The organism is Campylobacter sp. RM16192 (assembly GCF_004803855.2).
GTDB lineage: Bacteria > Campylobacterota > Campylobacteria > Campylobacterales > Campylobacteraceae > Campylobacter_A.
In genome coordinates this window covers 330,529-345,818 of record NZ_CP012552.1, presented here as the reverse complement: position 1 = coordinate 345,818, position 15,290 = coordinate 330,529, and the positions used below count along the sequence as shown (strand labels likewise).

Annotated in this window: 16 protein-coding genes; 5 read left to right on the top strand and 11 right to left on the bottom strand. The window is 36.8% G+C overall.

Going from position 1 to position 15,290, the window contains the following annotated elements; translation table 11 throughout:
- The first annotated feature begins 1 nt into the window (after position 1).
- Together pstA and pstB are read left to right on the top strand one after the other, a co-directional pair.
- Positions 2–1,159: a phosphate ABC transporter permease PstA gene (gene pstA / locus CDOMC_RS01790; RefSeq protein ID WP_172127408.1), complete on the top strand. Its 1,158-nt coding sequence runs from the start codon at positions 2–4 to the stop codon at positions 1,157–1,159.
- Between the two features lie 7 nt (positions 1,160–1,166).
- Positions 1,167–1,919, top strand: coding sequence for a phosphate ABC transporter ATP-binding protein PstB (gene pstB, locus CDOMC_RS01785; RefSeq protein ID WP_236861363.1), 753 nt, complete (start codon positions 1,167–1,169; stop codon positions 1,917–1,919).
- Between the two features lie 18 nt (positions 1,920–1,937).
- On the opposite strand, the gene CDOMC_RS01780 is transcribed toward pstB, so the two are convergent.
- The 5 genes from CDOMC_RS01780 to CDOMC_RS01760 form a co-directional block, all read right to left on the bottom strand.
- Positions 1,938–2,546 (bottom strand): riboflavin synthase, encoded by a 609-nt coding sequence (locus tag CDOMC_RS01780; protein WP_172127404.1) that lies wholly within the window; start codon positions 2,544–2,546, stop codon positions 1,938–1,940.
- Between the two features lie 65 nt (positions 2,547–2,611).
- Complete coding sequence (locus CDOMC_RS01775; protein ID WP_172127402.1) at positions 2,612–3,202, bottom strand: hypothetical protein; 591 nt, start codon at positions 3,200–3,202, stop codon at positions 2,612–2,614.
- 123 nt (positions 3,203–3,325) lie between these two features.
- Positions 3,326–4,330, bottom strand: coding sequence for a hypothetical protein (locus CDOMC_RS01770; RefSeq protein WP_172127400.1), 1,005 nt, complete (start codon positions 4,328–4,330; stop codon positions 3,326–3,328).
- A gap of 35 nt (positions 4,331–4,365) precedes the next feature.
- Positions 4,366–4,899: a response regulator transcription factor gene (locus tag CDOMC_RS01765; RefSeq protein ID WP_236861362.1), complete on the bottom strand. Its 534-nt coding sequence runs from the start codon at positions 4,897–4,899 to the stop codon at positions 4,366–4,368.
- Positions 4,900–4,901: 2 nt separating this feature from the next.
- A complete protein-coding gene (locus CDOMC_RS01760) occupies positions 4,902–5,048 on the bottom strand; it encodes a hypothetical protein (protein WP_185768471.1) in 147 nt (48 codons plus the stop codon).
- 128 nt (positions 5,049–5,176) lie between these two features.
- Between CDOMC_RS01760 and mnmG the strand changes: the two genes are divergently transcribed.
- Genes mnmG through CDOMC_RS10075 form a run of 3 tightly spaced genes read left to right on the top strand, consistent with a single transcriptional unit; the run spans position 5,177 to position 8,793 of the window.
- Entirely contained in the window at positions 5,177–7,069 is a 1,893-nt protein-coding gene (gene mnmG / locus CDOMC_RS01755) for a tRNA uridine-5-carboxymethylaminomethyl(34) synthesis enzyme MnmG (RefSeq protein ID WP_172127396.1), read from the top strand.
- Between the two features lie 24 nt (positions 7,070–7,093).
- Positions 7,094–8,590 (top strand): hypothetical protein, encoded by a 1,497-nt coding sequence (locus tag CDOMC_RS01750; RefSeq protein WP_218975685.1) that lies wholly within the window; start codon positions 7,094–7,096, stop codon positions 8,588–8,590.
- Positions 8,587–8,793, top strand: a complete 207-nt coding sequence (locus CDOMC_RS10075; protein ID WP_218975684.1) for a hypothetical protein — start codon at positions 8,587–8,589, stop codon at positions 8,791–8,793. The genes CDOMC_RS01750 and CDOMC_RS10075 overlap by 4 nt, the downstream gene beginning before the upstream one ends.
- A gap of 32 nt (positions 8,794–8,825) precedes the next feature.
- Here the strand turns inward: CDOMC_RS10075 and CDOMC_RS01745 are convergent, their stop codons facing one another.
- The 6 genes from CDOMC_RS01745 to CDOMC_RS01720 form a co-directional block, all read right to left on the bottom strand.
- Positions 8,826–9,509 (bottom strand): hypothetical protein, encoded by a 684-nt coding sequence (locus CDOMC_RS01745; RefSeq protein ID WP_172127393.1) that lies wholly within the window; start codon positions 9,507–9,509, stop codon positions 8,826–8,828.
- Complete coding sequence (locus CDOMC_RS01740; RefSeq protein WP_172127392.1) at positions 9,484–10,590, bottom strand: NnrS family protein; 1,107 nt, start codon at positions 10,588–10,590, stop codon at positions 9,484–9,486. The genes CDOMC_RS01745 and CDOMC_RS01740 overlap by 26 nt, the downstream gene beginning before the upstream one ends.
- Positions 10,583–11,272 carry an ABC transporter ATP-binding protein gene (locus tag CDOMC_RS01735; RefSeq protein ID WP_172127391.1) on the bottom strand — a complete coding sequence of 230 codons (690 nt, stop codon included), beginning with the start codon at positions 11,270–11,272 and terminating at the stop codon, positions 10,583–10,585. Before CDOMC_RS01735 ends, CDOMC_RS01740 begins: the two co-directional genes overlap by 8 nt.
- A 9-nt stretch (positions 11,273–11,281) precedes the next feature.
- Positions 11,282–12,079, bottom strand: coding sequence for an ABC transporter permease (locus CDOMC_RS01730; protein WP_172127390.1), 798 nt, complete (start codon positions 12,077–12,079; stop codon positions 11,282–11,284).
- Positions 12,076–13,038: an ABC transporter substrate-binding protein gene (locus CDOMC_RS01725; protein WP_172127389.1), complete on the bottom strand. Its 963-nt coding sequence runs from the start codon at positions 13,036–13,038 to the stop codon at positions 12,076–12,078. Before CDOMC_RS01725 ends, CDOMC_RS01730 begins: the two co-directional genes overlap by 4 nt.
- A 173-nt stretch (positions 13,039–13,211) precedes the next feature.
- Positions 13,212–15,059, bottom strand: a complete 1,848-nt coding sequence (locus CDOMC_RS01720; protein WP_172127388.1) for a TonB-dependent receptor domain-containing protein — start codon at positions 15,057–15,059, stop codon at positions 13,212–13,214.
- Positions 15,060–15,290: the final 231 nt, after the last annotated feature.

Sequence of the window (15,290 nt, the reverse complement as noted above, 5' to 3'; positions counted from 1 at the left end):
GATGATAGGATTAATATCTAAAGAAACACTCAAGACAAGAAGACTAAAAAGCAAAATTTTTAAGCTTGTCTCCATGTCATCATTTGTCTTTTGTGTCATATTTTTGGCGTTTTTTCTATTTTCTTTGATTAGTAGTGGAATTGGTGAATTTAAAAGATACTACATAAATGTAGATATATTAATCACTGAAAAACTTATCCAAAATCCATACTCTTTACCAAACGTAGAAAAAAAATATATCTCTCGTGCCTGGCTTAGAAATTTACCTAATCTCATCAAGCAAGAGGATATAAATATCGGAGAGACTAAAAGCTTTTTGGCTACCGCAAATGCCGATGTGGATGGATTTTTAAAACATAATTTCACTAAATTGAACGGCGAAGAGATAAAAGAGGTAATGAAGCTTCAAAAACAAGGCATTATAGTAAGCAAATTTAATAAGGATTTTTTCACTAGAGGCGACTCAAAGATACCAGAAAATGCAGGATTTTTATCAGCGATTGTGGGTAGCGTATTAGTCATGATAGTGGCTATGGGACTTGCTTTTCCGATTGGAGTGGCAAGTGCAATTTATCTTGAAAAATTTGCAAAAGATAATAAATTTACAAAATTTATCGAGATAAACATAAATAATCTAAACGCCGTTCCTTCAATCATATTTGGACTTTTAGGACTCTCTGTATTTATAAATTTCTTCGGCATGCCAAGAAGCTCTGCACTAGTAGGTGGAATAGTGCTAGCGATAATGAGCCTGCCTGTAATCATAGTAAGCACTAGAAGCGCCTTAAGAATCGTGCCTGAAAGTATATCTCAAGCCGGATACTCGCTTGGACTTACCAAATTTCAAGTAATTTTTGGCCATGTTTTACCAAATGCCTTTGGAGGAATTTTAACCGGTCTTATCATGGCTTTAGCGGGAGCTATAGGCGAAACTGCGCCACTTATGATAGTTGGCATGATAGCCTTTGTGCCTGAAATCGCTACAAGTTTGCTAAATCCATCAACAGTAATGCCGGCTCAAATCTACATCTGGTCATCAAGTCCTGAAAGAATATACATAGAAAAGACAAGTGCGGCAATACTTGTGCTACTTTTTACGGTGTTTGCTCTAAATTTAGTCGCAATAATGCTAAGAAACAGAATAAATAAAAAGGTATAAAATGAAAATCAAAGCAAAAAGCGTGGATCTTAATCTATTTTACGGCGATAAACAAGCTCTAAAAAATATAAATATGGATATTTATAATAAAAAAATCACGGCACTTATCGGACCTTCAGGATGCGGAAAATCAACATTTTTAAGGTGTTTTAATAGAATGAATGAACTTATAGAAGGCGTAAAAATAACAGGTCAAATCATAGTTGATCATGAAAATATTTACTCAAAAGAAATTGATGAGATAGAAGTCAGAAAACGAATAGGCATGGTGTTTCAACAGCCAAATCCGTTTTTAAAAAGCATATATGAAAACATCTCGTATACTCCGCTCGTGCACAAAATGGTAAAAAAAGGTAGCGAGTGCGATGAGCTAGTGGAAGATAGCCTAAAAAAAGCTGGGCTGTTTGAAGAGGTCAAAGACAAGCTAAAAAGTCCTGCAACTTCGCTTAGCGGCGGTCAGCAACAGCGCCTTTGTATAGCGCGAACCATAGCTATTAAACCCGAGCTTATCTTGATGGATGAGCCCACAAGCGCGCTTGATCCGATATCGACAAAGACGATAGAAAAGCTTATGGTTGATTTGAGTGAAGAATTTAGCATAGTCGTTGTTACTCACAACATGCAACAAGCTATGAGAATAGCTGATTTTACTGGATTTTTCCATCTTGGAGATTTAGTTGAATTTGGCGAAACAAAGCAAATTTTTCATGACCCAAAAGAGAAAAAAACAAAGCAATACATTCACGGCAAATTCGGTTGAAATTTCGCTTTAACAGCTCTAATAAAGACTTGCGATATGATCTATCTCTTCCCAGCTCATCTGCTTTTTAAACCCAAGCTGATGAGCCACGTAGCGCGCTAAAAGATCGCTTTCGATATTTACTCTGCGGCCTACTTTAAACTCACTAAAAAGACTCTCGCGAAATGTTATAGGAATGATTGTTAAGCGCACTCCGTTTGGCGTAACCTCATTTATCGTAAGGCTTACTCCATCCACGCAGATACTGCCCTTGTTTGCCATCAGATGCATGATATCTCGCGGCAAATTTATATAAAAATCCACTCCGTTTTCATGTCTAACTATCTTTGAAATTTCACCAAGCGCATCGATATGACCTTGTACCAAATGCCCGTCCACTCTATCGCTAAGCCTCATAGCAGGCTCCATATGAACTCGTCCTTTTAAATTTTCAGTCGCTATAACGGCTCTGGTTTCCGCACTTAGCTCAACGCTAAAGCCGCCATCGAAAAGCTCTATCACGCTTAAGCAAGCGCCGTTTACCGCGATACTGTCGCCTAAATTTGGTCTATGTTTTGCCTTTAGTCTAAGCTTGTTTTGTGAGTAGCTAACAACCTCGCCTATTTCGCGAATGAGTCCGTTAAACATATTTTAGTCCTTCAAATTTGAAAGATTTTACTAAAATTCTACTCACAAACAAGTTAAATCAAATTTTAAAACGGCTTTTCTATCTCGTATAGTAAAATCTTTACGTTTTCAAAACCAAGCACATACAGCTTGTCCTTGCTTACCGCAAGCGAATGAGGCTCTTTCATAAGCGGCATCTCATATACATCTTTAACCTCAAAGCTGTTTTTATCGATACTTAAAAGCGTGCTATACTCTCTACTATAAGCTAAAATTCTATCGCCATCAACGGCAGCACCAACAACGTAATAGTCTTTTAAATTTCTCTTTTCTTTAAGCTTTAAATCCTTAGAAGGCTTGATATAAGCTTCAGAGCTCATCTTTCTCTCGCTTATAAGGAATTTGCTCACAACTACATTTTTAACAACTCTATTTGCGGCACTTACTGTATACATAAATTTTTCATCGGCAGCAAAAGCCAAAGCGTAAGCTTGTTTAGCTCTTATCGTGGTTAAAAAAGGTCTTCCATCTTTGGTATATCTATCTACATTCTTTTCAAAAAAGCTTCCGTAGTTCCCGCTTGTCTCTAAAAACGTTCTATACTGGATGACTTCATCCATAGGCTTTTCAAGCTTTCTTAAACCGTAAGCCGTCTTGTTTTGCCCGATTACTAGCAAATTTTCGCCGGTAAATGCAGTTGCTGTAGTGTGTCCTAAATTCCAACTATTTTGATAATCAACTACTACAAATTTACTAGCCGTATTTAGATCTTTTTAATCTCACTCAAGTCATTCATAAGATCAAGCTTTGTGATGATTGCAGAAAGTGCGCTTAGAGGCTGCTTCCGCTGATGAGAGATATTTGAGAGCATCTCGCCCATACTTGCTAATCGGTTTTGATGTATCATAAACCCGCTCTTTTTGTATGATCTGCTCGGTTTGAGTTTTTACCTCGTTTTTTAAATTTTCATTTGCAAAGGCTAAACTGCGCTCGCTTATCTCAAGCCTTTTAATCAAAACGTTAAAAGCGTAATTAAGTATCAAAAAAGCACTCACAAACATAATAAACCCAACACCGACAGTTACGTAAAAAGCCTTTTTTATATCTTTATTTAGTGCTGACATATCCTCAAAAACTACGATATATCCGCTTTTGCTATCCAAAAAATCTATATTAAATTTATGCATCAAAGTAAGTTTATCTTCAAACATATATAAATTTTCAAAAGATAAAAACGGATTTGACACTCTATCAAGTATGCCTATTTTAGCCTTCTTAAAACCATTAAGCTCAAAATCAAGAACAAATTTAGCCTTGGTATAACCCTCTTTTTCTACAAGATCCAAAAAATGCTTCGCATCAAAAATAAAAACAAGATATCCGTCTTCGTTTTTCGTAGAACTTATAAACAACACCTCATCTTTATGTAGATAAAATCCGTCATTCCATGCCGCTATCATAGGCAAATTTATACTATCATTCATCTTTGTTATGAGTTTAAAATTATTATCAAAAAACGCCATCTGTTTTAGAAAAATATTCTCTTTAGACAAAATTTTATATCTACCCAAACTAAGCATGTAAAGCTCATTTGAAAGAGAATTTCTTAAAGCATGTCTAACTCCCGTAGAGTTAAAATTTGCTTCGGCTCTATTATGTAAAAACTCATTAAGGCTAGATATGTTGCGCTTGATTAGATTTTGAAGTCTAAAATTTGTAGTTTGCATGTTATTTTGACTTATACTCTTCATATTTTCATAGCGAAGATATGAAAATACCGATAAAAACAGGATAAAAATTACCAAAACAACGCTTAGTGTTTTAATTTTTATAGACAGCTTCACTTAAGTATATATCCTAGTCCAAAAGAGTTTTCAAGAGATAAAAATTCACATTTTTTCCTAAGTTCTTTAATTATAGCTTTTAAGCTATCTTTGCTACCTTTATCATACTCGTAAACCGCATTTAAAATTTCATCAAATTGACAAACTCTGCCCCTATTTTCAAGCATAAACTTAAGTAGTAAAAACTCTTTTTTAGTAAGCTTTATCTCTAAATTTTGCTCGGTTTGTATAGACATATTTTCAAGCGATAGAGTGCGAATTTCATCTATTGTTATATCTTTTGGACTGAATTTTTTAGCGCAAGTTTCAAGCATAGATATAAAATTTTGCTTATTAAAAGGTTTTATTAAAAATTTTGTTATATTTAGCTCTACAGCCCTTAAAAGCGTGCTTTTATCATCAAAAGCCGTAAGCATAACTACAACTATATCTTTATCAATTTTTCTTATGGTTTTAAGCGCTTCAAGCCCGTCTAAAATAGGCATAGACACATCAAGTAAAAGCATGTCTGGAGTTGTCTCTTCATAAATTTCTAAAACTTCTTTTCCGTTTTTTGCATAAAAAACTTCTTTAAAAACATATTCAAAAGGGCTATAACCTCGTTTGCGACACTTGGTTCATCTTCTGCATATAAAACGCTTTTTGATTTTAAAATTTCTAATCCCAAATTTAACTCCAAAAATTTGACAGATATTAAAAAACTAATAAATTTGTATAAAATTATAACTAAAATTTTATACAATCTTAATCAGCTAACCTTTATAACTTTTTAGTTAAAATCCCCTTTATTTTTAAAAGGCAAATTTAGTGGATAATTATGATGTAGTCGTAATCGGCGGCGGTCATGCGGGCATTGAAGCTTGCACGGCGGCTGCAAAAATGGGTAAAAAAACACTTCTTATAACAATTCTAGCAGAGCAAATCGGTGCAGCAAGCTGTAATCCCGCAATCGGAGGACTGGCAAAAGGTCATCTCGTAAAAGAGATAGACGCACTTGGCGGAGCTATGGGGTTTGCAACGGACGCTACGGGAATTCAGTTTCGCGTGCTAAATGAGAGCAAAGGTCCTGCGGTTCGCGGTTCAAGAGCGCAAATTGATATGGATAGATATAGAGTCTATATGCGAAATTTGCTTTTAAACACTCCAAATTTAGAAATTTCTCAAGAGATAGCAACTGAAATTTTAACTCAAAACGGCGAGATAACAGGTGTAAAAACACATCTTGAAAATACGTATGGAGCCAAAAAGCTTATCATTACCACTGGAACTTTTTTAAACGGGCTTATTCACGTGGGATTTAACAAGCTTAAAGCGGGTCGCGTTGGCGAGCTAAGCTCTACAAATTTAAGCTCAAGTCTTGCAAATTTAGGGCTTAAAATGGGCAGGCTAAAAACCGGAACTTGTCCGAGGATAGATGCCAAGACGATTGATTTTAGCGTGCTTGAAAAGCAAGGCGGAGATGAAAATCCAAAGCCGTTTAGCTTTAGAACAGAAAATTTTAACCCTACTCAACTGCCTTGCTACATCGCTTATACAAACGATATCACGCACGAGACTATCCGCTCAAATTTCGATAAAGCACCGCTTTTTACGGGGCAAATCGAGGGTGTCGGACCAAGATACTGCCCAAGCATAGAGGATAAGATAAATCGCTTTGCAGATAAAGAGCGCCACCATCTTTTCATCGAGCCTCAAACTCTTGAAGCGACTGAATACTACATCAACGGCTTTTCAACGAGCCTTCCTTACGAAGTGCAAGTTAAGATGCTGCGCTCGGTAAAAGGCTTTGAAAAGGCTCGCATAGTTCGCCACGGATATGCTATTGAATACGACTACGTCGAACCTACCGAGCTAAAACACAGTTTAGAAACCAAAAAGATAAAGGGGCTTTACTTAGCAGGCCAGATAAACGGCACGACAGGATACGAAGAAGCAGGTGCACAAGGGCTCATGGCAGGCATAAATGCGGTTTTAAGTATCGATGAAAAAGAGCCTTTAGTCTTGCGCCGAGATGAAGCGTATATCGGCGTGATGATAGATGATCTGGTCACAAAAGGCACAAAAGAGCCTTATAGAATGTTTACCAGCAGAGCAGAATACCGCTTGCTTTTGCGCGAAGATAACGCGATCTTAAGACTTGGCTCATACGGACGCGAGCTTGGGCTGATAGATGCAAAAACCTACAAAAAAATAGAAAGCATAAGAGCAAATTTGGCTAAAGGGCTTGAAATTTTAGAAAGTCGCGAGCTAACTCCCTCAAAAGAAAATTTAGCCATGCTTGCAAGCTTAAATGAAGATATCATCAGCGAAAAAATAACACTTCAAAAGATAGTCGCCAGAAAGAGCTTTAACGAAGAAAAACTACGCAAACTGGATGAATTCTTTGAAAATTTAGACGAAGCTAGCTTGGAGCAAATTTTAATCGAATGCAAATATAAGCACTACATAAACGAGCAAAAAAACCAAATCGATAAAATGAAAGATATGATGAGCATCAAAATTCCTGAAGGCTTTAGCTTCCGCGGTATCAGCGGGCTTAGTAACGAAGTAGTAGAAAAACTTGAAAAATTTGCGCCGCCTACGCTATTTGCAGCAAGTGAAATTTCGGGCATTACACCTGCTGCGATTGATATTTTACACATTTATATTAAGCAATTTTGTCAAAGTCAAAATAAAATGAGAATAGGAAATAAAAATTGATAATATATACAATAAAAAATGAGAATGAAAATGGGGAGAAACAAAACCACTAGGAATATAATCCCGGAATTTATGGCAAAAAATCCTAAAGATATTTTTGAAATTCTACTCCCAATAAGACTAATGCTTAATAGTGATGATTATGCAAATAATAAATTCAAGGTTATAATAAAAAACCATGAAAAAAATTATACTTTTAGCTACAATCTTTCTCCGGAGCTACTTTTTACTCATTTTCCTGTCAGGAAGTATTTCTTGAATGGGTGTAAAACAACAGAAATAATTAATAATGAGATACAAAGATTTAACTTTAATATCAATACTTATATGATAAATAAAGATAACACATTTAAATTAGAAGAACTGATAGAAGAAAGTGAAATTTTTTATCTTTTTGATAAATTATTAAATCCATATCTAAAATACGCCAAACAAATATATTGCTATTATATTTGTTTTGACAATTTCAATGTAATAATCCCGCACTATGCAGTTGCAATATACTATTATTTCAGATTTACTGGCTTAAGAGAGGCTGTATTTAAAGATCAACTAGACAATCTGCATCAAGGAGCATATATTGAAAACAATAAGGCTACAATTATACTAAAGCAGAAAAAATCAGACGAAGATGCAGCTCATATACATCGCTTTGTATGCCAAGAGTATTCCAAGAAATGTTTTGAGGACATCAGTGCCTACATACAATCCTATCTTAATTATATGAAAAATAAAACAGTGAAAAACATGCCAATAAAAGCAAAATTTCCTATTATGGATGAATTTAGAATTGAATCTAGGGCATCACTCATTAATGATAAGCATGGCAAGCTTACTTATTTCATACATGAAATTACTAATGATTATTCAAGTCTCGGATTCACAAAACTTCTTAAAATAATTCAAAAAGATAATATTATAAAAAGCATGAAAGATTTTTCGTCATTACCCACTGTAAAGTCCATGATGCCACATGACACAACAGAGATACTTAAAGAAGCGCCAGCGACTCGTGCATATTTTTATAACAAAATTTATAAAGACAAAAATTTTTCTTGTGGAAGCTTATGCGGCATAGAAGTAAAAGAAAAAGAAGAAACTATTGATAGCATAATAAAAATATTACAGATAAAAGAATACGCTTTAAACAATACGCCAATAGATCAAAGCACTACCGAATCGCAGATTGAAGGCGTAAACACAATAAGAAAAGTTGTGCTCGGCACAAAACTAAAAGAATATATCATGAAGAAAATTAACGACGAACGCATTAAAAATTTTGAAGCATTCAATAAGTATATTGATTTTTTAAAAGCCGAATGCAACATAGAAGGTTTAGTCAAAAACAATGTTCAAAAGCTACCACAAATCATAGACCAAAAAACCAGAAAAGTTAAACCAAAATGTAAACTAAATCAAAGAGAAAAAGAATACATTACAGCAACATTTAAGTACAATAATTTACATATAGGGTTACTAGATATTGAAAATGGGAAAATTCATCGGCAAGTACTTGGGTGATTATTTCAAACAATCCAGTAACACAAAATACTTTTGATTTTTTTATAAATTTATATTTTATAGATGATATGACAATAGAAAATATAAAAAATATATATAAGAATACTCCTTTAAAATTTGTAACAAAAAATCATGAACACACAAAAGATCTATCAAAAAGAGATTTAATTAGATGGGCAAGTGGACTATTAAGCAAGGTATGAAACTAGATATTGCTTATCTATAAATTATTAAACTATATTATTTGTTTATAAATTCTTACGAATTGCCTATGTACAGTATAGTGGCATCCAATAACATCAGCTACATTTTTTTGATTCACAATCTTATCAATACTTCTTAGATATCTAATCGCAGACACAACTTCGTTTTCACTTATTAATCTGCCTATCTTATTTTGTGGCGGTATAAGACTACCTACTATTTCTTTATACCAGAATGGAATATCATTAAAACCATGTATAAATTCTCTATAGGTTAATTTATTTTGTTTTATGAAATTTAACAAATTATTAGGGTAGTTTTGAAAAAGATAATACACCATCGCGGTCAATACGAAATCTTTTTGTATTGACAAAGTCTTTTTAGAGTTATACAAATTAAGTTTGTTGCAAATTATTTTATACTCATCTAATAAAGGAAAAAAATCAAGCACTAAAGGTCTTATGTTGTTTAGCATGCAACACAATTTGGTAAAAATCTGAAATACAAAAAGTGAATTAATTTTTTGTTTATCAATAATAAAATAACCCCTATTAAGTCCCATTTGAAACCATCTGTCGCGAAGTGGAGTTTTAGGTTTAGTCTCTATGCCATTTGAGTCGATATTTATCATAATACTCTTTGCAAAATCAGCAAATTTATCGCTTTTAGCCGATTTAAACTCGAATTTCTTACTCAGGATCGTCGCTAAATTCATTATCTCTAAATATCTTATAAAAATCCACAAACCAAAACACAAAGCCTATAGTAAGCAATGTCGCAGGCAAATGTATATGAAATCCACTCCAAGCATAAGCGAAAAATCCCCTAAAAATTCCCGCGGTCACAACTAAAACAAACGCTATCTTACTAAGACGCAGAAATTCAAGTTCCTGTCCACTGTGACGAAGTCCGGCGATATTAAAAATAAGCATGATACTAAATACTATGCCGTTAAGTGCAAGGATATGAAGCATATTTGTTTCAAGCCCAAGACTCAAAATTCCGCTTATGCCAAATAGCGTGTAAGCTACCGCCACAAGAAGCTGCATAAGGTAGTAAAACACGATGAAATTATGTCTTAAAAGCTCTTTGTAGTGCCACTCTTTAAGCTTTGCAAATACCGCGGCACCGCACGCTAATGCAGCGTAGCTTATAGCACCGCTTGATTCAAAAAACACGCTTAAGATCAAAAACGCACAAACGCAACAAATGGCGATATTTTTATAGACCAAATTTGGCACAAACACAGCCTCATCCATATCGCTTTCGCGCTTTATCGCCTCTCGTCCAAGCACCATACTAACGCGAAATGATATGAGCAAAATCGCGATGATATGCAGATGAATTTGCAAATTTAAAAACTTCTCTTCACCGCTTAAAAGATAGCAAATTTCAAAGAGCAAAATTCCAAGCAAAAAGCCCATAACCCCGAATTGATCATCGTTTTTATCAAGCCAGATCATATAAGCGCAAAGCATCACCAAATACGCCCAAAAAATCGCCATAAAAAGATGAGCAAACCACAAATTTACGAGTGAAGCAAAGAAACTAAGAGCAAAAATTCCAAACAAAATATGAGCATGAATTTTAAGCGATTTAGTAAAATTCGTCCAGTCCGTAAGTCCCGTAAGCAAAAATCCCGCATAAGCAAGCGCGCCCACAAGGTGTAAAAATATAAATTTATGAAGGCTTATAAAATCAACCGGCGCAAAGAATATAACTCCACCAAGCGCAGCACAAATCGCGCTTGAAAGGAAAAATATCCGCATAGGATAGGTAAAAAAATCATTAATCATAGTAAATTTTCCCCTTAAAATTCTCGTTTATCACGGCGTTTAAGTAATCAAAATTCCTATCTTCAAAGCGCTTTTCAAGCTTTAGCCTACGCTCGATGACAGCACCTTTGCTCTCAAGGAAGCAAATTTCATCGCTCATCTTAGCCGCTTCCATCCTATCATGCGTCACAAGCACTACGCTCATGCCGTTTTTCACGCGGTCTGCGATCATCTCCATCAAAATTTCTTTCATGTCATAATCAAGCCCCGAAAACGGCTCATCCATCAAAAGCAAATCAGGCTGGGTAACGATAGCACGCACGAAGGCGACCCTTTGGCGCATACCGCCGCTTAGCTCATCAGGATATTTTCTAGCGTCCTTTTTACCAAGACCAAGCCTTTCAAAGTAGCTAAGTACTAGACTTTCATCGAGTTTATCCATAACTAAAAGCACGTTTTCAAGGGCGTTTTTCCACTCTAGGAGGCGGTTTTCTTGAAAAAGATAGGTCGTGCGGGCGAATTTGTTGATTATGCGCCCTTTTCTTGGCTCTATGATACCGGAAATTAGCCTAAGTATCGTAGTCTTACCGCACCCGCTTGCGCCAAAAAGAGTTATAACCTCGCCGCTTTTAACATCTAGGCTAAAATTTCTCACTACCTTATCGCGCAAAATTTCATATTCTACATTTTTAAGTTCCAGCATTATCGCTCCTTAGCGCTTCCAAGGCATGAGCGCTATCTTTAAAGGCTCGATGATTAGGTATTCAAAAAGCATGATAAGCGTGATAACAAGTACCACGTAAGCCATCACCTCGGTCGTATCAAGCATAACCCGCGCGCTTGCTATCTTTGCGCCCATTCCTTCATTTGCTCCCAAAAGCTCCGCCATAATGACTATCTTAACGCCCATCGCCACAGCCACACTTAGCGAGCTTATGATATATCCCGTAAGATGCGGGATGTAAAGGTGGCGAATTTTCCTTGCAAGCCCAAGATGATATGCGTCAAACATCTCCTTTAGCTCTTCACTAACACTCATCATGCCAACCGCCGAGCTTGCAAACGTTAACGGCAAAACGGTTATGATGATGGTAAAGATAGTGCTAAAATTTCCAAATCCGAACCAAAATATCGCCATCACTATCCAAATAATCGGCGGCATGGCTAAAAGCACCGTTATAAGCGGCTTTAAAAGTGCGGCAAAGCTCTTATAAGCACCGGCAATAAGCCCAAGCGTGATGCCGATGATACATGCAGTTCCCACACCCACAAGCGATCTAAACAGCGTTACATCAATCTCACTTGCCTTGTATTCAAGCAGAAGCGAATAAGCCTTAAGAAAAACGACCTTTGGAGCAGGCAGCATAAATTCGCCGAATTTTTCACTACCAAGCTGCCAAAGAGCGATCAAAAGACATATCGTGGCAAAGCCGCTAAATCCGCCCCAAAGATAATCAACCACGCGGTTTATCACCGCGCGATCCTTTTTAACGTTATCGATTAAAATCATAAAAATAGGCTCTTATCAGGCATTTTCCCGCCTAAAATTTTTGGATTTAGCTCAAACAACACTTCAAAAAAGCTCATCAGCTCATCAGCCAAATCGCTTGCTTTAGTTACGGTTAAATTTGAACGTTCAAATGCATTTGCAAGAGCCGGCTCAGGCGCAGGCAGATACTGAGCGCCGATCTTGGCGGCACTTTGCTTGTTTTGCAAAATCCACTTAAGAGAGTTTTGCAAGTCATTATGAAATACTTCAAAAACCTCTCTGTTAGCGTTATAATAATCCAAACTCACTATAAGACCTGCTTGCGGGATATATGGTTTTACGCCAAAGCTCTCGCCCCAAATTTCAGGCAGTTCAAAGCCCACACTTACATCCACGCCCATCTTTTTGCCCTTAAGTATGGCAGCCGAGCTCATAGGCTCGATGGATAGTGCAGCGTCATAGTCTTTTTGCAAAAACAGCCCAACCGACTCAGGCGGAGTTTGCACGTAGGTGATGTCGATCTTTGAGATGTCTATGCCGCGCTTTTTGCAAATAGCACGAAGTACGAGATCTGGCATATCGTTCTTAAAAGGCATGATGAGCTTTTTACCGACTAAATCCTCTATGCTTTTTATGCTTGCGTCTTTAACAAGGACGTTTTGAAGTCCGTTTGTCATGATGTTTAGCATGCCAAATTTTATGCCTTGGTTGGCTAAATTTACGCCCACATTACTTGGCGCCGCGGTTAGCTTCATATCTCCGCTTGCCACACCCGCGCGAAGCTGGTCGGGGTTGCTCCAAATTCGCAGTTTCATATCGTGAGTTTTATTAAGCTCGCCTTGCATAGTCGCAACCGCAAGCATAGTGCTTGGGATGGCAGGCATTCCCCAGATATCAAACCTCTCTTTTGCAAACAAATCTGGGGCTAATGCCGTTACTCCAAGAGCTGCGCCTAAACCTAAGAAATTTCGTCTTTTCATCTTTTATCCTTTGTGTTGATCTAAATTTTTAACTAAAATAAAGTCGTAAAAGCAAAGTATCGCGAGATGATTTTTTGAGCTTTGAAGCAAAATTAAGCAAAGCTAGGCAAGATAGCCTGCTGCAGTGCAAATTTTGCAAAATCTCAAAAAAGCGCTTGCTAGACTAGCTTTTATCAAAAACTTGAGTGAAAACTCACAAACACCGTTCTGCCTGGAGCATTTACTCTCCTTGGATCAAGAGCTGCGACATGATCGCCACTTATAAACTCCGCATACTCCTTATCAAAGATATTATTTACGCCAAATCTTAAGCCGAATTTATTTCTAAACTCAACCGCACCGTAAATGTCTATGAGTGTAAACGCTTTTGCCTCTTTGCTGTCTATACCAAGTCCGGTGCTTTTATCAAAATCGCCTCTGTTTTGCTTTGCCACATATCTAAGCGCACTGCCTAAACTAAAGCTTCCAAAGCTTGCGTAGCTCTTGTAATCAGCTGCCAAATTCGCTTCAAACGGACGAATTTGATAAAGGGCTCTGCCGTCTGTTTTGTTTTGTCCGTAGTTGTAAAAAAGTGCTGCTTTTAAGCCAAAATTTTGTAAGAAGTTATAGCTCGCACTTAAATTTGCGCTGTAAATTTTAGCATCAACGTTTCTGGAGATAACGGCGTTTTTGTTCATCGGCATAGTCGCTTTTGAGTGCCTGCGATCATAGATGATGAGATCTTTTACGTCGCTTGCGATAAGATGAGCTTTAATCGCAAAGCTATCCTCGCCCTGCTTTGAGCTTAGGTACTCTTTGAAAAACTCGCTTTTATACTCAAGTCCCAAATTCACGCGGTTGTGGCGCTCGGGTTTTAAGAACGGATTTGATATCCAGCCGTTATCAAGCGGTCCGTAAAGGGTGTTAAAGCGCTCCATATTTGAAGGCATCCTGCTAATGCTCTCAAGTGCCGCGTAGTAAAGATCCTTTTCATTCGGGCTAAATTCGTATTTCAAACTCGCGCTTAAAGCCTTATGCTTGATGTCGCCGTCTAAATTTTCGCCGTAAATTGACTTAACCAGCCCTTTTATTGTTGAAATTTGAGGCATAGGCGCTGAGTATGCGTTGTTCGCCGCGCGCAAATTCGAGCTCATCCACTCGTAGTTAAGCGCCAAATTTAGCTTGTTTGCTTCGTTAAATTTATAAGATATCTCGTCAAACACTCTCACGCTTTGGTTTTTAACATCACCGAAGCGATATCCGTTAAACACCCATTTGCCGCCAACAAATCCGTATCTTTTGCCCTCATGCAAATCACGCTGATAACTAGCTCCTATCATATTGTGAAAATTGCCAAAATCAGCGTCATAGCTAAGCTTCGCGTCAAAAATTTTTCTTTCTATCTCAACTTTAACTTTTTGAGCAGAGTTTCTTAGCTCAAAGTTGTTTGCGTTGCGGTTGATATCTCTTAACATAAGCTCTAAATTTAGCGTATTAGCAAGACTTTCTTCACCAAGTCTTGCGTTAAATTTAGCTATCTTACGCTCGGTTTTAACTGCATCTGTAGGATTATGCGGCTCTTTTTCGTTGTCTATGTTATCACGCAAAAATGTAAAACGAAATTCGCTTATATCGTTTGGTACAAATCCTACTACAGCGCTTTGACCTTGTCTTGAGTAGCCAAAATCAACTTCATTGCCACCACCGTCTTTGTAGCGGTTGCCCTTTGAAAAATTTGCGTTTAAGATGGTATAAAAATTTGCCCCACGGTATTTAAAAAGCGCGGAGCTATAAAAATCTCTACCGTAAAATCCGCCTGAAACGTGGAATTTATCCATCGAATCATCAAGCAGGTCGGTTACGAAAAAATACTCATCCCTATTCGTGCGATCAAACTGATGTGCGGGAAATGCGCTTTGAGCAATATTTGGCGTATATGGCTTAGGTGGCGCGAAATCTTTTAACGGAGCGATATTATCGGGATTTGCGCTATTTGCTACAAGCAAGCTAGCTAACGCAGTACAACTTAAAACTACTCTCATCTTGCGTCCTTTTTGTATGAAATTTATGAGAAATTTGATTTCTTTTAATTTTGATTAAGTATATCATTATTAACTCATTGAAAGTATTGATATGAATCAACGTTGTATTGATAAAATCAATTCATATTGCAGAATCATGTGGTAAAATGCACAAAACAAGCTTAATAATTTGAGATACTAGACTCTAACTCATACTAATATTTAATTACTTTTTACTCAGCTCAAAGCTGT

Bases quoted from the DNA above. Each gene is read 5' to 3' on its own strand.
- CDOMC_RS01725 (WP_172127389.1), bottom strand. From the start codon at position 13,038: ATGAAAAGACGAAATTTCTTAGGTTTAGGCGCAGCTCTTGGAGTAACG.
- CDOMC_RS01780 (WP_172127404.1), bottom strand. From the start codon at position 2,546: ATGTTTAACGGACTCATTCGCGAAATAGGCGAGGTTGTTAGCTACTCA.
- CDOMC_RS01735 (WP_172127391.1), bottom strand. From the start codon at position 11,272: ATGCTGGAACTTAAAAATGTAGAATATGAAATTTTGCGCGATAAGGTA.
- CDOMC_RS01750 (WP_218975685.1), top strand. From the start codon at position 7,094: ATGAAAATGGGGAGAAACAAAACCACTAGGAATATAATCCCGGAATTT.
- CDOMC_RS01745 (WP_172127393.1), bottom strand. From the start codon at position 9,509: ATGAATTTAGCGACGATCCTGAGTAAGAAATTCGAGTTTAAATCGGCT.
- CDOMC_RS01740 (WP_172127392.1), bottom strand. From the start codon at position 10,590: ATGATTAATGATTTTTTTACCTATCCTATGCGGATATTTTTCCTTTCA.
- CDOMC_RS01730 (WP_172127390.1), bottom strand. From the start codon at position 12,079: ATGATTTTAATCGATAACGTTAAAAAGGATCGCGCGGTGATAAACCGC.
- pstA (WP_172127408.1), top strand. From the start codon at position 2: ATGATAGGATTAATATCTAAAGAAACACTCAAGACAAGAAGACTAAAA.
- CDOMC_RS01720 (WP_172127388.1), bottom strand. From the start codon at position 15,059: ATGAGAGTAGTTTTAAGTTGTACTGCGTTAGCTAGCTTGCTTGTAGCA.